Genomic DNA, 19,807 nt, shown 5'->3' with positions numbered 1-19,807 from the left:
AATTTTGATGTAGAAAAATATAAATTCTGTAAAAAACAAACTCAAATCTTACAGAGTTAATAAAAACTTGGACAGGTTTTCCTCCTGAGTCAGATTTAATTTCTTTCTGAGGCGATATCTGTGCAGTTCTACGCCTCTAAAAGAGATGTTCATCATAGGCGCAATTTCCTTCGAAGAAAGGTTCATTTTAAGGTAAACACACAGTTTTATATCCTTTGGAGTTAAATGAGGATATTTTTTAGAAAGGTTTATAATAAACTCATTATGGATTTGATTTAAATTGGTTTCAAATATTTCCCATTCGTGTTTATTAACTTCATTTATCTTGATGGCTTTTTTAATTTCGCTTTTAAGTTTATTGAAATCTTTTTCAGAATCTAAAATGCTTTGGATATTTTCAATCATTTCGCTTTGCTTAGCAATCGAAAGTGATTTCCCCGCAACCTCAGAAGATTTTGTCTGAAGTTCCAGCTCTAAAATATGTTTTTCGTATTCCTGAATATTTAATTCGTTTTCTTTTTTTAATTCCATTTCCAGAATTTCACGCTGGTGTTTTAATTCTTCGGCCTGTAATTTTAATTTTTGGGTATAACGAAGTTTATTCCATTTATAATAGAAAAACAATACTGCTCCTATTAATAACAGATAAAGAAGAATCATCCAAAAAGAGAAATACCAAGGTTGTGCAACTTTAAAATCAAAACTGGAAACTTTATCATAATTAGCCCCGTCATGTTTAAAAATTACAATGGAATGCGAACCGCTGCTTAAGTTATTTAAAACTATAGCTCCATTTGAAATTGGGATATAATTTTTGCCTTTATTAATTTGATAAAATAAATTGGGTTTGCTTGCACCGTAAATTCCGGAAATAACATTTATTCGGAGTTCTGTATTGTGTTTTATTTTCCCTTCGTTTTTCAGCAGTTCGTTATCATTGTAAGCTTCAACTTTAACGCCTTTGTTTTGTTCATTTTGATATCCTAACTGAAGTGAAATAAATCCGTCATCAAGATTTAGTAAATAATGATTCTGACTTCTAAAAATTCTCAGGTTTTCGTTAATGAGTTTTCCTTTATAATATTTCTCCTGAATAATATTCCAGATAAACTTATTGTCGTGCGAATAGATATGATATAGAATTCCATCCTGAAGAACCATAAAATGATCCTTGTCGATTGCTACAACGTCAGAAATATTTTTGAAATTGGTATTGAATAATTCATTTTCTTCTAATTTATTCGAAATAGAATTAAACGTATACCAAACGTTATTGATTAGAAAAAGTATTTCGTTTCTAAATTCAAAAATCTTAACACCAAAATCATTTTTGATTTTACTTTGCTGCGTAATATTTTCAACCTTTATAGTTTTAAAATTATCATCGAGAAAAACGCGATATAATCCGCGGTAATTATCGGCTGCCCAAATTTCATTTTTTTTATTTTGGGCTACATATTTAATTGGTTTCGAAAGATCATTTATTCTTATATTTTGTGAAAGTTTTGACGCATCATCATAAACTAAAACTCCGCTGTAAGTAGACTGAAAGTAAGTGTCGTTAATAGTACTTTTTGACAAATTCCATCCGCCGCTCACATTATTTATTTTTGCTAAAGCTCCGTTTTCATAACAAAAAGTTCCGTCATTATGGCCTATAACATATTTACTGCCAATTTTAGTAATATTCCAGCCCTGCCCTTGCGTGTTTGGGAGCATTTTAAAATTACCCGAATCAAATTCAAAAATTCCGTGATTTGAAGCTATTAGATAACCTTTATCAATTGTCGCAACTGAATATACAGATCCCAGAATTCCGGAATTATCATAAAAGAATGAAATAGGAGAATTAACCTCAACATGTGCAAGTCCGTTATCAAGACCCAGCCATAAATCTTCTTCTTTATCAAAACCAATACTTAAAACCGAATTATTCATCAGAACATTATTTCGGTCAATATTTTTAAAAGTATTATTGTTGAAATCGTATATAAAAACGCCTTTGTTTCCTGTGCCGATAACTAGCTTATTATTTTTAATAAACTTGGCTACATTAATTCCGTTAGATTTTAAAGTTTCATTTAATGGATTATTCCAGGGTTTCAAACCTCCATTTTCAACAATGAAAATTCCTTTTTTTTGTGTAAAAATATAGGTTTTGTTTTTATCCTTTTCTATCGCGTGAACAACCGTATTTTTTAAAATATTCCAGCCTTTCGGGTTTGCAATTTTGGAACCTTTCATTTTAAAAAGACCTTTATCTACTGAAGCAACATACAGATCTTTGTCAACAACGAAACAGTAAGAAATTAAAAAAGGAAATTTAATTTTTTTAATGTGTTTTCCATCATAAATAAAAACATCATTGAAAGACTGAAAATACAACGAACCATTAAACCTGAAAATTTTCCAGATTTCTTCATTGTCTTTTTCAGCAAATAAGCGAAGATTTTTGGTGATAGAAACGTAACGCATTTTACCATTTTCTCTGTACCAATATCCAAATTCTTTGTATGAACCGGAGTAAATTCGGTCTCCTTCAATTAAAATTGAGCGAATAATTGTCTTATTGGGCAGAGCATATTTTTCCCAAATAACGCCGTCATAACGCAATAAATAATGGTTATTGGCAAAATACATGGCTTTATCTTTACCCTGAGCAACATTCCAGATTTGATTATCGCCCTGATAGTCTGATTTATTATAATTTTCTACGAAAGGAAGAAGTTCTTGTGCTTGAATTTGAAAAGCAGCGAAAAACAAGAAAATTGATTTTAAAAGTATCGATTTCAAGATATTCGGTTTTAAATTCAAAGATACTGACAAATATTGATTTTTTGGATCAAAAAAAGCCTCTCGATTCGAGAAGCTTTCTTTATAACTAAAACTATTTTTTAATTTTCTAATAACTGATAAACCTGATTTGCGATTTCATATTCTTCATCAGTTGGTACAACCAGAACCTTGGTTTTTGAATTTGTTGTGCTAATTTCTCTGATTTCTTTTGAACGAATTTGATTTTTTTCGGGATCAATTTCAATTCCAAAATAATCCATATCGGTACAAATCAATTTACGCATGTATGAAGAGTTTTCACCAATTCCTGCAGTAAAAATAATAGCGTCTAATCCGTTTAAAGCTGCTGTATATGAACCTATAGTTTTTCTGATTCTGTAGGCATTCATTAATAAAGCCAATTGACAGTCTTTATTTCCTTCTTCGGCTTTAGATTCGATATCACGAAGGTCGCTGTAACCTGTTAAACCAAGCATTCCGCTTTGTTTCAGTAAAATAGAATTTACTTCATCTGGTGTGTAACCTAAATTTTTAACCATATAAAAAATAACCGATTGATCAATATCGCCGGCACGCGTTCCCATAACCAAACCATTTGCCGGGGAAAATCCCATGGTTGTATCGATACTTTTTCCATCTTTTACAGCTGTCATACTGCAGCCGTTTCCTAAATGGATTGTAATTATTTTCGACCCCTTTTCTAAATAGCCAATGGCCTTTTCTGAAACATATTTATGGCTTGTTCCATGAAAACCATATACACGAACTTTATGTTCTGTTAAAAGGAAATTTGGAATGGCGTATTTATAAGCTTCAACCGGAATTGTCTGATGGAAAGCAGTATCAAAAACGGCTACTTGTTTTGCTCCTGAAAAAATTTCTTCGGCAACATTTATCCCCACTAAATGAGCAGGATTATGAAGCGGGGCCAGTTCTGAGAGCTCTTTTATTTTCTCTTTAACTTCTTCGGTAATTATGGTTGTATTGGAGAAATAACTTCCGCCATGCACTACTCTGTGACCAACAGCTGTAATTTCTGAAGTTGTTTTTATAACTCCTTTTTCAGGATCAAGAAGCATATCTGCAACCTTTTGCAAACCAATTTTATGGGTTTGAACAGGCAGTATTTCTTCATAAGAATTTGAAGCTGTTTTAAACGTAATATTTGATGTTTCTAAACCAATTCTATCGATCATTCCGGTACAAATTACTTCGTTTTCCGGCATAACCATTAATTGGTATTTTATGGATGAACTTCCTGAGTTTATAATTAGTATTTTCATTTTTTATGTTTTTGCCACAAAGGCGCTAAGTCACTAAGTTTATTTTAATCTCTAAGACATTTTTTTGTTGAGATTAGCACGCGGATGACGCGGATTTACTTCGTAAAGACGCGGATTAAAACGGATTTTTATTCTATCAAAAATAAAATCTGTGTAAATCTGCGTTTTCGCGGTAGCGAATCAGTCTCATCCGCGTTCTATTTTTTAATTTTTAATTCCAAATTTTTAATTGATTATAATCCCTGCGCTTGTATTGCCGTAATCACAACCGTATTGATTATATCATCGACTGTACAGCCTCGGCTTAAATCATTTACAGGCTTATTTAAACCTTGTAACATTGGACCAATTGCCAAAGCTCCTGTTTCTCTTTGTACGGCTTTATAAGTATTATTTCCGGTATTTAAATCAGGAAAAATAAGTACGCTTGCCTGCCCTGCAACTTCAGAATCCGGCATTTTGCTTTTTCCAACCGCGCGGTCAACAGCTGCATCGTATTGAATTGGTCCTTCAATTTTTAAATCAGGACGTTTTTGTTTTACGATTTCGGTTGCCGTTCTCACTTTATCTACTTCATCTCCTTTTCCTGAAGCTCCCGAAGAATAAGAAAGCATGGCGATTTTTGGCTCAATTCCGAAAGCTGAACTTGATTCTGCTGATGAAATGGCGATTTCTGCCAATTGTTCAGCAGTTGGGTTTGGATTAATGGCACAATCTCCAAAAACAGAAACCCTGTCTTCTAAACACATAAAAAATACAGATGAAACTACAGATGAATTTGGTTTTGTTTTGATGAATTGAAGTGCTGGTAAAATAGTATGCTGTGTTGTATGTGCCGCCCCCGAAACCATTCCGTCTGCGTGGCCTTTGTACACCATCATCGTTCCGAAATACGAAACATCTTCCATTAAATCCCTGGCCATTGTAATACTTACGTTTTTAGCTTTTCTAAGCTCATAATACGTATTGGCGTAATCTTCGTAAAGTTCAGATTCTTTAGGATTTATAATATTTACTTTTGAAAAATCAAGGGTGATTCCTAATTCAGTAACTTTATTTTCAATTTGCTTTTTATCTCCAATAATCGAAATATCAACTACATCCATTGCCAAAAGCCTTGAAGCTGCAATAATAATCCTGTCATCATTTCCTTCCGGAAGAACGATGTGCTTGCGATGCTGTCTGGCTCTTTTAACCATATTGTATTGAAACATTTTTGGCGTCATGCCTTCTGCTTCAAAAGTGATTAATCTTTCGGATAAAGCGTCATTATCAACATATTTCTCGAATGTTGTTATTGAGGTTTCAATCTTGTGCGTATTGTTAGCGTAGATTTCAGATTTAATAGATCCTATTTTGTTTGTAATGTGATACGTTCCGCCATCAACAGCAATAATTGGAACAATGGCCGAAAGCCCTTCTATAAGCTTTAAAATACTTTCTTCCGGAACAATATTTCCGGTTAGAATGATTCCTGAAATAGTTGGGTAATTTGCAGATTCATTTGCCTGTAAAGCTCCCAGAATAATATCAGATCGATCTCCTGGCGTAATTACGAGCGCGTTATTATTTAAATGAACCAAATAGTTATGCAATTGCATAGCTCCCACACTAAAATGGCCAATTTCATTATTCAGGTAATTTTCTCCAAATAACACTTTTGCGTTAAGTTCATTTACAATTTCCTGCATGGTAGGATTGTTTAAACTTGAAACCAGCGGAATTGTATTTACTAAAACATTTGGAGGAAGGCTTTTTTGCAGGCTTTTGGTAACTAATTCAATATTTTCGGGCTGTACTTTATTGGCAAAAACAGATAAAACTTCAACCTCTTTTACTTTAAAAGAATCGTAAACCAGATACAAACTATCAACCAGTTCTTCTAAAGTTTTACCAATTCCTGAACCAATAATTATGGTTGGAATTCCGAGGTTTTTTGCAATTAAAACATTCAAATCTAATTCAATAGAAGTTCCTTCACCGGTAAAACTCGTTCCTTCAACCAAAACAAAATCAAATCGTTCTTCCAGTTTTTTATATTTCTCGATAATCAAATCCAGAACCTCTCCTATTTTACCTTTATTTTTCTTTTTAATCAGTTTGCTTTTTGTGATAGCATACGCATCTTCAAAATGAATATCAAGGTTAAAATAAGACAAAACTGTTTCGATATGATTATCTACTTCACCATCCACAAAATCTTCGATTATAGGCCTGAAATAACCTACTTTAGCCGTTTTACCAATCAAAATACTCATTAAGCCAAGTGTAATTATCGACTTTCCGCTGTTTTGATCGCTTGTGGCTATATATATCGCTTTACTCATAATTATTTATATTATTCTAAATATTAAATCCACACAAAATCATTTTTTTCTAAATTGAAATAAACATTAAAACCAACGTCTTTTCTTGAAATAAATGATTAATCCCAACACTAACAAAAACATAATGCCCATTACTACAAAATAGCCGTTTTCTGTTTTCAGTTCCGGCATATTTTCGAAATTCATTCCATAAACTCCAACTATAAAAGTCAGCGGAATAAATATGGCTGAGATTATAGTTAAAGTTTTCATGATTTCATTCATTTTCCGGCTTTGTTCCGAAAAATAAAAATTAGAGGCACTTTCGAGCGCGCTCATATCTGATTCTATTTGTTCCAAAAGTTCTAAACTTTTTTGATGAAGTCTGATAAAGAAATTAAACGTTTCTTTCTGAATCAGACCGTTATTTTCATCGTCATCTTTAATTGTTTTTAGATAATACAAAGAATCCCGAAGCGGAACTATTGAACGTTTTAGAAAATTAAAATTATCTCTGTGGTTCTCAATTTTTTCTAAAATTACAGGATCAGCTCCTTTTTTAGTCAAATTGATTAATTCTTCGATCTTCTCTTCTTCATCTTCAATTGTAATGTAGAAGTTTTCCATAACGGCATCTAAAAGTAAATACAGCAAATAATCTACTTTTTTAGTCCTTACAATTCCTGCATGTGTACGAAGGCGCTCGCGAATGTGGGTAAAGAAATCACTTCGTTTTTCCTGAAATGAGATTAAAATTCCGTCTTTTAAAATAAAACTAATTTGTTCTACGCTTATATTATCTGAATATTCAGAAGGCAAAAGCGATTTTATATTAAAGAATAAAACATTTTGTTGTTCTTCTAACTTAGTTCTTTTGGTGGTATTTAGAATATCGGCAAGTAAAAAATCATCCAGCTTAAAATGTACACCAATTGTTTTAATAAGATTGATGTCATTTAGTCCATGAATATTCAGCCAGTTATTTTTAGAATAATCAAAACAGGAATTTAAAGCAAGAACTGTAAACTTTTCATATTCAACAACATCGGCATCATCATAAACAAAAAGCTGCATTTCGGCTTCATGTTCTTTATGCGAGCCAGTATATTCTAAAGTAATGTGTTGGAGCTTTCTTCCTTTTTTGTATTTAATCTTTCTCATTCAAAAAAATTTACAATAGTAATATTACGAAAAAGAATCTGAATGGGAAATGACAATTATCATTTTGTAAAAAACCTCGTAAATAGACGCACTGCAGTGCGTCTCTACGATAAATAACGCGCATAAAAAAACAAATAATTGGTTTTAATCCTTATAATCACATACAGATACAGTGTAAGGCAAATTAGTAAATACACCATTTTCTACTTTATAAATATCTGGAGTCACAATTTTATCTTGTCTTATTTCGGTCTTTATATTTTGAAAACTAAAAGTTCCAGAAACTAATCTTTTCTTTGGATCCATAGCTGTAATTATAATTTTTCCAGAACTAGGCTCATGTTCATAATAAGTTTTACCATCAATTAAATATGCATTGATAAATAATGCTTCAATGGGAGTTAATTGAATTTCGTCTTTTGGAATATAATTATATTCTTTTATTGGCATTGCATTAGTTTCTGTTGCTTTGTTTGTACATACCAATGTTAGTATTTGATTATCGTCTTGGATATTAATTTCGAAAATCTGATCCATTCCATTCATTTTAAAAAATGATACGCTATTAATTTTAGTAGGTTTCCAATCTATACCATTTATATTAGCAGAAATAGATTTAGGAGCATTATTTTTGCTATCATTATCATTACTACAACTAGTTAATAGAATAATAAAAAAGACAATTCCAATCTTAATAACTTTTCTCATAATTCATTTTAAATTTAATAACATATTTTTCTTACAAAAATAAACTCTAAAAAGAAATATTACAACTAAAAGTGAACATAATAATGTTAAAAAAATATAACCAAAAAAAACCGAGTCATTTCTAACTCGGTTTGATATCATTTTCGATGTAATTTATTGTTTGTAAACAGTATATGGTAAATTAGTAAATACTCCATTTTTTACTTCAAAAACTTCTGGAGTTACAATTTTAGTTTGCAACACGCCTCCTTTTACAGCTTTAAAACTAAATGTTCCCGAAACTGTCTTTTTGTTTGGATCCATTGCGGTAATTGTTATTTTTCCAGAAACAGGAATGTGTTCTGTATAAGTATTTCCATCGATTAAATAAGAATTAATAAATAATGCATCACTAACCTGTAATTTTTTATCTTCTTCGTCTATCTCTTCGTAAAAATTATATTCTTTTAATGGCATTGCATCTTCAGCAGTAGTAGCGTTTTCACAGGCAAGCATAAGCATTTTAGAATCATCCTGAATGTTTATATCAAAACGCTGGTTCATTCCTGGTACTTTAATTAAAGTCACACTATTGATTTTTGTAGGTTTCCAGTCTGCTCCATTTATAACAGCAGAAACTGAGTTTTCATTGTCAACAGCATTATCATCATTGTCACTGCTGCATCCGGTAAATAGAATAGTCAGGAAGATAAACCCGAGGCTTAAGATTTTTTTCATGGTATTTTTTGTTTTAGGTTATTTTTCTCAAAACTAAGCTAAAACCAGATAATTAAATTGAGGGAAACCTCATTTTGCCAATTTTTTTTCAATTAAATCAATCTTAATTTTTTTAATACTGAAACACAACGATTTAAAAAATATAAATACAAAAAAACCGAGTCATTTCTGACTCGGTTTTCATATTCAATTGTAGAGACGCACCGCAGTGCGTCTTTACGTAGTAAATTATTTTACTTCTTCGAATTCAACGTCTTCAACATTGTCTCCAGATTGCTCTTGTTGTGGAGCAGCTTGTTGACCTTGTTCACCACCTTGAGCGTACATTGCTTCTGTAGCTGTTTTCCAAGCTGCATTTACATTGTCTAATCCTTTTTGGATTGCCTCAAGATCTTGAGATTGGTGAGCAAATCTTAATTCAGTTAAAGCAAATTCGATAGCTGTTTTTTGATCGTCTGTTAATTTATCTCCCAATTCTTTCAATTGACTTTCAGTTTGGAAAATAGTACTATCAGCTTCGTTCAATTTCTCAGCTCTTTCTTTTGCAATTCTGTCAGCATCAGCGTTAGCTTCAGCATCTTTTTTCATTTTTTCGATTTCTTCAGCTGTTAATCCAGAAGAAGCCTCGATACGGATATCGTGAGATTTTCCAGTTCCTTTATCAGTTGCAGATACTTTGATGATACCATTAGCATCGATATCGAAAGTTACTTCGATTTGAGGAACTCCTCTTGGTGCTGGCGGGATACCATCTAAGTGGAAACGACCAATAGTTTTGTTATCAGCAGCCATAGCTCTTTCTCCTTGTAATACGTGGATTTCAACAGATGGTTGAGAATCAGCAGCAGTAGAGAATACTTGAGATTTTTTAGTTGGGATAGTTGTGTTAGACTCGATTAATTTAGTCAATACACCACCCATAGTTTCGATACCTAAAGAAAGAGGTGTTACGTCAAGTAACAATACATCTTTTACATCTCCAGATAAAACTCCACCTTGAATAGCAGCACCAATAGCAACAACCTCATCAGGGTTAACACCTTTAGATGCTTTTTTACCGAAGAATTTCTCCACTTCGTCAGCGATTCTTGGCATACGAGTAGAACCTCCTACAAGGATAACTTCGTCGATATCAGATGTAGATAAACCTGCATCTTTTAATGCTTTAGCAACTGGCTCCATAGAACGTTTTACTAAAGTATCAGATAATTGCTCAAATTTAGCTCTAGATAATTTTTTCACTAAGTGTTTTGGTCCGGAAGCAGTAGCAGTTACGTATGGTAAGTTGATTTCTGTTTCAGCAGAAGATGATAATTCAATCTTAGCTTTCTCAGCAGCTTCTTTTAAACGTTGTAATGACATCGGATCTAAACGTAAATCAATACCTTCTTCAGATTTGAATTCGTCAGCTAACCAGTCAATAATAACCTGGTCAAAATCATCACCACCTAAATGAGTATCACCATTTGTAGATAATACTTCAAATACACCGTCACCTAATTCAAGAACAGAGATATCAAAAGTACCTCCACCTAAATCGTAAACAGCAATTTTTTGATCAGTTCCTTTTTTATCTAATCCGTAAGCAAGTGCAGCAGCAGTTGGCTCGTTGATGATACGCATAACTTTAAGACCAGCAATTTCACCAGCTTCTTTAGTAGCTTGACGTTGTGCATCGTTAAAGTAAGCAGGAACAGTAATAACTGCTTCAGTTACAGTTTGACCTAAATAGTCTTCAGCAGTTTTTTTCATTTTTTGAAGTGTCATTGCAGACAATTCTTGAGCAGTGTATAAACGACCATCAATATCCACACGTGGAGTATTGTTGTCACCTTTTACAACACTGTAAGGAACTCTTTTTGCCTCATCTTGAGTTTCAGCAAAAGTATGTCCCATAAAACGTTTAATAGAAGCAATCGTTTTTGTAGGATTCGTTACTGCTTGTCTTTTTGCAGGATCCCCTACTTTAATTTCGCCACCTTCAACAAAAGCGATGATAGATGGAGTCGTTCTTTTTCCTTCCGCATTAGGGATAACAACTGCTTCGTTACCTTCCATTACAGAAACACAAGAGTTCGTCGTACCTAAGTCAATTCCGATTATTTTACCCATTTTTTATATATTTAATTTTGATTTAATTTTCATAACTCACGTGGCATAAGTCAATCTTTGTGCCAAGATAAAAAACCAAAGTAAATTGTCAGTTTTAATATTGGCACAACAATATTCATCTGACAACATGACATTTTTCAAGACTGACAACCATGGCATAAGCCTATAAATATGTCATAATTAAGGAGCTTATTCCCGCTATCCGCTATATCTTTTATGCTCTCGTTAAAGAAACGAGACCATAAAAGGATGCCGCTTCTATCGGGGCTAGGGCATTCGTTTTTCAAAAGAACTTTTTGTCTTTCTCCAATCAGAATAATTTTTAATTAAATACTGAATTAAGTACATTAGCATTTTTCTAAATCCAAAAAATGGAAAATTACAGTATCATTATATTTATACTTGCCATCGTAATCGGTTTATCTGCCTTTGCTGATAAAGCAAAACTTCCCTACCCTATTCTTCTTGTAATTGTTGGGATCGCCATTGGTTTTATTCCAACCATGACCGAAATCCAGATTAATCCCGAAATTATCTTTTTGATATTTCTGCCGCCATTATTATATGATGCCTCGTTTAATATTTCTCCAAAGGATTTCAAAACCAATCTCAACACTATAAGCACGCTGGCGATAACTTTAGTTTTTCTTACCACATTTTGGATTGCCGTAGTAGCTCATTATATGATCCCAAATATAACATGGCCGCTGGCATTTGTACTCGGAGCAATCCTTTCTGCAACCGACGCCGTTGCTGCTGTAAGCATTACCAAAGGACTCGGAATATCTCATAAAACCATTACAATTCTTGAAGGCGAAAGTTTAATAAATGATGCTTCGGCACTTGTTGCCTATCGTTTTGCTGTTGCCGCCGTAATGGGATCTGCTTTTGTAATCTGGAAAGCAACGCTACAGTTTATTTTTTTATTAGGAGGCGGTTTTTTGGTAGGAATGGTGATAGCAAAAATCCTTGCTTTTATATTAAGTAAAGTACATAAAAATACCAATGTCACGATTAGCTTTATGCTATTAATGCCATTTGTAGCCTACTTAGTTGCAGAACAATTTCATGTTTCAGGCGTAATTGCAGTAGTAGTTTCCGGACTGGCAATTGCTCGTTTCAGCAAAAAAATATTCCCCGAAAATTTAAAAAACAGTTCCCGAAGCCTTTGGGACATTATCATTTTTCTATTAAACGGCTTAATCTTTATTTTAATTGGACTTAACTTCAGGTATTTATTAAAAGATATTGATAACCACATGATTCTGCCTTATATTGGTTATGCTTTTATCATTACAATTGTAGCTTTGCTAATTAGGATGGTTAGAGTATTTCTCCAAAAAATAAATCTTCAAAAAGCATTTCAAAAAAACCGCGGCGGAAAAAGAAAAGTTAGTGAAGATGCCCTTTTAGACTTTAACAACAGTATTATTTTAGGCTGGTCCGGAATGCGTGGTATTGTATCTCTTGCCATTGCTATTGGACTTCCAAAATTCCTTGAAGACGGCACTCCGTTTCCCGAAAGAAATACAATTATTTTTATTTCTGTAGCAGTCGTGCTTTTTACGCTTATTGGCCAAGGACTTACGCTTCCGTGGATTGTTAAACGGTTAAATACTAAAAGCGAAAAAGAACAAAAACTAGAAGAAAATTTAAAATAAAAATAAAATACGGCTTCAAAATACAATACTATTTTACCTACATTAGCTTCGTTAACTTTAACCAAAAACTTCTAATGAAAAAGGTAGTATTACTGGCAATTGCCTTTGTTTTATTTTCCAATTCTTACGCTCAAAAAACCGAATTGAGAGTTTCTTTAGATTCAGGACTTTCTGCTTTTGGCGGAAAAAGCGCAGAATCATCTTCTTTTATTTTAGATTCTGAAACTATAGGTTATGGATATACAAATAATCCTTACGGATCAAAAAATGCACTCTCATATGGAGTTTCACTAAATCTAAAAAGAATAACCAAAGTTAATTTTATATACGGTATAGGAGTTGGTTACGAAGATCTGCGTAGCAAAACTTCGTTAACATCTGTATTTAAATATGAAGAAGCTGTTGCTGTTCCCGTTTCTGGCGAAACTTTTATGAATGTTAACACCATAAACGTTAACCCATTTGCCGGATACCGTTTTAATGCAGACACATTTCCTATTGATTTAGTAGCAGGTCTTGATATTGCAAATATCCTAAGTGCCAAAGAAAAAGGAGATGCAACTGATGTATCAGGAAATAAATATACTACCTCTAGAGACAGAAAAACAATAAGTACAGATTTTCGCCCAAGAATTCAAATCTCAACAGATTATAAAAAATTTGGTGTTTATCTGGGTTATTCTTTCGGATTAAGAAATTATCTGGACGGATATGTTGGCGGTACAAACGAAGCTTATTCAAAAATCTTCAGATTTGGAGTAACTTACCAAGTACTTTAAAAACAATTAAAGATTCTATAAAATGAAAAATAGCATTGCAATTTATGGCGCTTACGGACGCACGGGAAAATTTATTGTTGCTGAACTTTCCAGAAAAGGATATCAATTAATTCTTTCCGGAAGAGATGAAGACAAGCTGCAGCAATTAAAAAAACAATATCCAAATTCGACAATAAAAGCCGCAGATATTAGTGATGCAGTAAGTTTAGACAATGCTTTTTCTGAATCTGAAATTATCATAAACTGTGCAGGTCCGTTTTTAGATACTGCCGAACCTATTATTGAATCTGCTTTAAGATTAGGAATTCATTATATTGATTTGAGTGCCGAACAAAAAGCAGTTTTAGATGTATTTGAAAATTATGCTGAAAAAGCCAAAGGTAAAATTTTAATAATTCCTGCCGTTGCATTTTATGGCGGTTTAGGCGATTTATTGAGTACGGCAGTAACGCACGATTGGGACAAAATTGATGAAATAAACATTTATATTGGTCTCGATTCCTGGTATCCAACAAAAGGAACCAGATTAACGGGCGACAGAAATCATTACACCAGATTAACATTAAAAAACAATCAATTACAAGAACTGGAACCAAGTGTTCCAATTGACTGGGATTTCCAAAACCCAATTGGAATTAAACAAGTTGTGAGTCTTCCGCTTTCTGAAATTATTACCATTTCACGTCATTTAAATGTAAACACAATCAATACTTATTTAAGTCAAAATTCTTTAGAAGATCTTAGAAATAAAGACACTCCTGAACCTGAACCTACTGACGAAAAGAACAGATCGTCACAGCATTTTTCATTAGAAGTTGTTGCCACAAAAGATAATCTCAAAAGAAAAATTACAGCGCAAGGACAAGATATTTATGCTGTAACTTCTCCATTAGTCGTAGAAACCGTAAACAGAATACTATCTGGAAAAACAGCAAAAACAGGTGTTACCGTTATTGGAGAAATTTTTGACGCAGCAGATTTTTTAAAGTCTTTAAATGAAGATGACATAATAATTTCTGCTATAGAAGAATCTCCTTTATAATTTTTCATTAAAAAAGTATCCGTAAAGTTCTGTAAAAACAAGGGTTTTTAATTATTTTCAAATTTATTTCAAAAAAAATATAATATTTTGTCCAATTCCGAAAGTTCGATTGTTATTAGAGTATAACATTAAAACTTTATACAAAATGGAAACAAGAATTAACATTCACGAAAAAGGACAAGACGCTTTAAAAACACTTTACGGAATTGGCGGCTATTTAAAAAAATCAACTTTAGAATCAGCTCTTTTAGAATTAGTTTTATTTAGGGTTTCACAAATCAACAGCTGTGCCTATTGCTTAGATATGCATTATAAAGATGCACGCCATAAAGGAGAAACAGAACAACGTTTATACGGATTAAGTGCATGGAGAGAAACCTCATATTACACAAATCGCGAAAGAGCTGCTTTTGCCTGGGCCGAAGCTGTAACAAAATGCGACGTGCCAGATTTAGTTTATAAAGAAGCTGCAAACGAATTTTCTGAGCAGGAATTAATCGATTTAACCTTGGCAATTACAAACATTAACACCTGGAACCGCATCAACCTTGCATTTCCTAACGAACCGGGAACTTACAAAGTTGGACAATTCGGTTAATCAAAATAATTATCACACAAAAATATTGACATTAAAAAAATAATATCATGAACGAGTTTGTATTAATATTCAGAAGAGATTATATCACTAAAGAAACACAGCCTTCTCCGCAGGAATTGCAGGATTCACTTAAACTTTGGCAGGATTGGCTGGGCGGAATTGCGGCTCAGGATAAGCTTGCAAAACCTTTACAACGCTGGGATGGTGAAGGTAAAATTGTAAAATCGAACAAAAGCGTAATCAACGGGCCATATGCTGAAATTAAAGAAGCAATTGGCGGTTTGATTATGATAAAAGCGGCAGATTATGATGAAGCTGTAAGTATTGCAAACGGATGTCCGATTTTAGAATTGGGCGGAAATGTAGAAATTAGAATGGCCGTAACCGGAGCATAATAATCTTAAAAATAACTTCTTATCCTTTTTAAAAGGAATTTTATAAAATGGAAGAAAGTCAGCTTTTACCCAATTTATTTAGAACAGAGTACCGAAAAATAGTTTCGGTACTCTGTTATTTATTCGGAATTGAAAATATCGAAATCGCCGAAGATATTACCAGCGATACTTTTCTCGCCGCAACAGAATTATGGAGCGTAAAAGGAATTCCGGAGAATCCAACGGCATGGCTTTATACCGTTGCAAAAAACAAAACAAAAAATTATTTAAAACGCGATACGCTTTTTGAACAAAAAATTGCTGTTGAAGTAAAACACAATGCTAATAAGTCTGAAGAAATTGAAATTGATTTATCCAATAAAAACATTTTCGACAGTCAGTTAGCCATGATTTTTACAGTTTGCGATCCCATAAATTCTGCCGAAGCGCAAATTGCATTGGCACTAAATCTGTTATGCGGATTTGGAATTCAGGAAATTGCAGACGGTTTTTTAACCAATAAAGAAGTCATTTACAAAAGAATTAACCGCGCCAAAGAAAAACTGAAAGAAGCCAATGTAAAAATTGAGCAGCCCAGCAATTCTGAAATCAACAACAGACTCGAAAATGTCTTAACAACCCTGTATTTATTATTTTCAGAAGGTTATTATTCGACTTCTCAAAACACAATTTTAAGAAAAGACGTTTGTGCCGAAGCCATGCGTTTAACTTTTTTATTAATCGAAAATCCGGCAACAAACCTGCCACCCGTAAATGCATTACTTTCCTTAATGTGTTTTCATTCTTCAAGATTTGATGCCAGAACAAACAGTGACGGAGAAACGATTCTATATCAAAATCAGGATGAAACACTCTGGAATCAGGAACTTATAGAAAAAGGCACTTATTTTCTTGGTAAAGCATCAACCGGAAACAAACTTACGAAATACCATCTCGAAGCCGGAATCGCATATTGGCATACTCAAAAAGAAGATTCTGCCCAAAAATGGGAAAACATATTACAGCTTTATAACCAATTATTAATTCTCGAATATTCGCCAATTGCAGCGCTCAACCGCACATTTGCTTTAGCAAAAACAAACGGAAAACAAACTGCCATTATTGAAGCAGAGAAATTAAACTTAACTGAGAATCATTTTTATTACTCTTTATTAGGGAACTTATATACCGATATTGACAATAAAAAAGCACTCGAACATTTCGAAAAAGCTTTGCAGCTTGCCAGTTCCGTTTCTGATAAAAACATCATCAAACAAAACATCGGTATACTAAAAATATAGTTTAATCCTCAATTTACTTTCTCAGTTCCATTCAGTTTTTATTTGTAATTTAGATTTCTTAAAATGTATGTTCAAAAAACAATTTCAGTACAGCATTTAAAAAATTATTAAATTACAAATACAAAAATGGCTTCATTTATTAAGGAAATCTCTTTTCGCTGGTCAGATCTTGACCCAAATTTTCATGTTCGTCATAGTGCTTATTACGATTTTGGTGCACAGCATCGTATCGAAATTCTCGAAGAACTTGGCTTGACATTACGAGTAATGCAAACGCAGGGTTTTGGTCCCGTTTTATTTAGGGAAGAATGTGTTTTTAGAAAAGAATTAAAACTTTCAGACAAAATATTTATTCATACCAAAACATCAAAAATGAAAGCCGATGCTTCGCGCTGGTCCATCATTCACGAGTTTAGACGAGAAGATGACACACTTTGCGCCACCATTACAGTCGACGGTGCATGGATGGATACCAAACTTAGAAAACTGGCTTCTCCAACTCCCGAAATTGCAATTCAGGCATTAAGTATTTTCCCAAAAAGTGATGATTTTGTTGGACTTTAAACAAAAGATTATATGAAGTATTTTATCTCTATTTTAGTTATTCTTGCAATTTTAACAAGTTGTGAATCCTATGAAGAAACTTCTCCAAAAGAAACCGTTGAAGCTTATTTAGCGGCAACGAACCGTTTCGATACTAAAACTGCAGAAGAGTTACTAATCCCCACTAAATATAATTTGATGGCTTTGGAAACACTTAAAAAAATGAAGAAAAGTATTCCTGACGATCAAAAAAAGAAATTTCTTGACAAAGAAAAAAATGCTGTTTATGTGGAAAAAGAAAAAACGGATTCCACTGCTCAAATTATTGTGACGCCTAATAAAAATATTACGGTGCCAATAGAGTTCAACTTAAAAAAAACAAATAAAATCTGGCTCATTGAGTCCATGATTGTATTAGAATAGTTAAATCCAAAAACGTAAAATAAATACGTTTTTGGATTTTTTTCAATACTAAATTTTACTAAAATGAATTTCACAGCCGACTTTAGAATAGGTATTTTTATTGCTATTATAGCCATTACAACGATAGTTTTAGGTTCAATAACAGAAAAAGTGCTTCGTTATTTTTTATATCGAAAATTAAGCGATAAAGAATATGACCCTACCGGATTAAAATTCTTAAAACATTTTATTATAACCGTAATTTATATTTTGGGATTTGCTTTTGCCTTAATTCAAATTCCCGAATTTAAAATAATCGGGCATTCCTTTTTAGCAGGTGCCGGCGTAATTTCTCTAGTTGCAGGTTTAGCTTCGCAACAGGCTTTGAGTAATATTGTGAGCGGAATATTTCTAGTGATTTTTAAGCCTTTCAGAATCAACGATAAAATCACCATAAATAATTTTGTCGGCACAGTTGAAGATATCAATTTGAGACAAGTTGTTTTAAAAGATGCCGAAAACAACCGAATTATAATTCCAAATTCCGTCATCAGCAATCAGATTATTGTTAATACCAATATGCACGATACCAAATGCTGTAAAATAATCGAAATAGGAATTGGCTATGAATCGAATGTCGAAAAAGCATTAGAAATCATGCAGGATGAAATTGCCAAACATCCGCTTTTTATTGACACCAGAACCGCCGAAAATAAAAAACAAAAAACGCCTTTAGTTGTAGCAAGAGTTGTAGCTCTGGCCGATTCAAGCGTAACACTAAAAGCCTGGGCTTGGGCAAAAAACTCTACAGACGGTTTTGTAATGTATTGCGATTTACTGCAAAGTATAAAGAAACGTTTTGACGAAGCCGAAATTGATATTCCGTATCCGCAAAGAGTTGTAACACTTAAAAAATAGTTTATAAACGACACTTCTCTCTTTTTTCTGATAATTTTAAGGCTTTAATTTTTGCTTTTCAAAATGCATAGCGGTAAATTTATAATTCTTAATAAAAATGCATCAGAATGAAAATTATAAAACTCTTCATATTAGTCTTACCCATATTTTGTTTTTCGCAAGAAGAAAAAATAAAGGTCTTAGATATCAATTTAAGCAATTATGAATATCCGTTTCCAGTTCAGTTTTTAGAATTGAATAATCAGCGCCAAAATTTAAAAATGGCGTATATGGATATTAAACCAGACAACTACAATAACAAAAACATTGTTTTACTTCACGGAAAAAATTTCAACGGCGCTTATTGGGAAACTACAATAAAAGCTTTGACGGCAGCAGGCTTCCGAGTTATTGTTCCGGATCAGATTGGTTTTGGGAAATCATCAAAACCAGATAATTTTCAGTATACATTTCAACAATTAGCAGAAAATACTAAAAAATTACTGGATCATTTAGGCATTACAAAAACAACTATTTTAGGACATTCTATGGGCGGAATGTTAGCCACGAGATTTACTTTGATGTATCCTGAAACTGCCGAAAAATTAGTTCTGGAAAACCCAATTGGTTTAGAAGACTGGAAACTTGTCGTTCCATACAAACCTGTCGATTGGTGGTATGAATCTGAATTAAAACAAAATTATCAGGCTATCAAAAAATACCAAATGGAAAATTATTATGACGGAAAATGGAATCCCGATTATCAAAAATGGGCCGAACTTTCTGCCGGCTGGACTTCTGCTCCAGATTATAATAAAGTGGCGTGGAACTCTGCTTTAATGTACGATATGATTTTTACACAGCCTGTTTTATACGAATTCAAAAACATCAAAAGTCCAACGCTTTTAATCATCGGGACAAGAGATAAAACCGCAATAGGAAAGCCTTTGGTTTCTGAAGAAATTCGGAAAACAATGGGAAATTATGCTGAATTAGGCAAAAAAACTCAAAAAGCAATTCCGAATTCAAAATTGGTTGAAGTTCCCAATACCGGACATTTACCACATATAGAATCTTTCGATCAATTTATAAAACCATTAATCGTATTTTTGAAATAATAATCTTTT

17 protein-coding genes are annotated in these 19,807 nt (G+C 33.0%); 10 read left to right on the top strand and 7 right to left on the bottom strand.

Translation table 11 applies throughout. From position 1 onward, the window contains the following. Nucleotides 1-48: 48 nt before the first annotated feature. The 7 genes from ACODSB_RS14405 to dnaK form a co-directional block, all read right to left on the bottom strand. The gene (locus tag ACODSB_RS14405) at nt 49-2,793 is read right to left on the bottom strand and encodes a helix-turn-helix and ligand-binding sensor domain-containing protein (protein ID WP_488937562.1); all 2,745 of its coding nucleotides are present in this window, start codon (nt 2,791-2,793) and stop codon (nt 49-51) included. A gap of 101 nt (nt 2,794-2,894) precedes the next feature. Beyond that, entirely contained in the window at nt 2,895-4,079 is a 1,185-nt protein-coding gene (locus ACODSB_RS14400; RefSeq protein ID WP_488937561.1) for an acetate/propionate family kinase, read from the bottom strand. A 233-nt stretch (nt 4,080-4,312) separates the two neighbouring features. Continuing rightward, the gene (gene pta / locus ACODSB_RS14395; RefSeq protein ID WP_053473504.1) at nt 4,313-6,406 is read right to left on the bottom strand and encodes a phosphate acetyltransferase; all 2,094 of its coding nucleotides are present in this window, start codon (nt 6,404-6,406) and stop codon (nt 4,313-4,315) included. Between the two features lie 66 nt (nt 6,407-6,472). Then, entirely contained in the window at nt 6,473-7,546 is a 1,074-nt protein-coding gene (corA, locus tag ACODSB_RS14390; protein ID WP_488937560.1) for a magnesium/cobalt transporter CorA, read from the bottom strand. A 144-nt stretch (nt 7,547-7,690) separates the two neighbouring features. Beyond that, complete coding sequence (locus tag ACODSB_RS14385; RefSeq protein ID WP_488937559.1) at nt 7,691-8,254, bottom strand: DUF6252 domain-containing protein; 564 nt, start codon at nt 8,252-8,254, stop codon at nt 7,691-7,693. A gap of 153 nt (nt 8,255-8,407) precedes the next feature. After that, entirely contained in the window at nt 8,408-8,971 is a 564-nt protein-coding gene (locus ACODSB_RS14380; RefSeq protein ID WP_488937558.1) for a DUF6252 domain-containing protein, read from the bottom strand. 228 nt (nt 8,972-9,199) lie between these two features. Beyond that, the gene (gene dnaK, locus ACODSB_RS14375) at nt 9,200-11,083 is read right to left on the bottom strand and encodes a molecular chaperone DnaK (protein WP_053473507.1); all 1,884 of its coding nucleotides are present in this window, start codon (nt 11,081-11,083) and stop codon (nt 9,200-9,202) included. Between the two features lie 371 nt (nt 11,084-11,454). On the opposite strand from dnaK, the gene ACODSB_RS14370 reads away from it, so the two are divergent. The 10 genes from ACODSB_RS14370 (at nt 11,455) to ACODSB_RS14325 (ending at nt 19,798) form a co-directional block, all read left to right on the top strand. Next, nucleotides 11,455-12,744, top strand: coding sequence for a Na+/H+ antiporter (locus ACODSB_RS14370; protein ID WP_488937557.1), 1,290 nt, complete (start codon nt 11,455-11,457; stop codon nt 12,742-12,744). A gap of 74 nt (nt 12,745-12,818) precedes the next feature. Continuing rightward, the gene (locus tag ACODSB_RS14365; RefSeq protein ID WP_488937556.1) at nt 12,819-13,523 is read left to right on the top strand and encodes a hypothetical protein; all 705 of its coding nucleotides are present in this window, start codon (nt 12,819-12,821) and stop codon (nt 13,521-13,523) included. 22 nt (nt 13,524-13,545) lie between these two features. Continuing rightward, a complete protein-coding gene (locus ACODSB_RS14360; RefSeq protein ID WP_488937555.1) occupies nt 13,546-14,565 on the top strand; it encodes a saccharopine dehydrogenase family protein in 1,020 nt (339 codons plus the stop codon). Between the two features lie 145 nt (nt 14,566-14,710). Continuing rightward, complete coding sequence (locus tag ACODSB_RS14355; RefSeq protein ID WP_488937554.1) at nt 14,711-15,163, top strand: carboxymuconolactone decarboxylase family protein; 453 nt, start codon at nt 14,711-14,713, stop codon at nt 15,161-15,163. Between the two features lie 47 nt (nt 15,164-15,210). Further along, nucleotides 15,211-15,558: a YciI family protein gene (locus tag ACODSB_RS14350; RefSeq protein ID WP_180857589.1), complete on the top strand. Its 348-nt coding sequence runs from the start codon at nt 15,211-15,213 to the stop codon at nt 15,556-15,558. A gap of 47 nt (nt 15,559-15,605) precedes the next feature. Further along, complete coding sequence (locus ACODSB_RS14345) at nt 15,606-16,838, top strand: RNA polymerase sigma factor (protein ID WP_488937553.1); 1,233 nt, start codon at nt 15,606-15,608, stop codon at nt 16,836-16,838. 126 nt (nt 16,839-16,964) lie between these two features. After that, nucleotides 16,965-17,402, top strand: coding sequence for an acyl-CoA thioesterase (locus ACODSB_RS14340; protein ID WP_053473514.1), 438 nt, complete (start codon nt 16,965-16,967; stop codon nt 17,400-17,402). 12 nt (nt 17,403-17,414) lie between these two features. Further along, the gene (locus ACODSB_RS14335) at nt 17,415-17,804 is read left to right on the top strand and encodes a hypothetical protein (protein ID WP_488937552.1); all 390 of its coding nucleotides are present in this window, start codon (nt 17,415-17,417) and stop codon (nt 17,802-17,804) included. Between the two features lie 63 nt (nt 17,805-17,867). Further along, entirely contained in the window at nt 17,868-18,701 is an 834-nt protein-coding gene (locus ACODSB_RS14330) for a mechanosensitive ion channel family protein (protein WP_488937551.1), read from the top strand. Between the two features lie 107 nt (nt 18,702-18,808). Next, the gene (locus ACODSB_RS14325; protein WP_488937550.1) at nt 18,809-19,798 is read left to right on the top strand and encodes an alpha/beta fold hydrolase; all 990 of its coding nucleotides are present in this window, start codon (nt 18,809-18,811) and stop codon (nt 19,796-19,798) included. The last annotated feature ends 9 nt before the right edge of the window (nt 19,799-19,807 follow it).

This window comes from Flavobacterium sp. FG68, assembly GCF_057808895.1.
The sequence above is the reverse complement of the archived record's forward strand: the minus strand, read 5'-3'. Positions and strand labels throughout refer to the sequence as shown.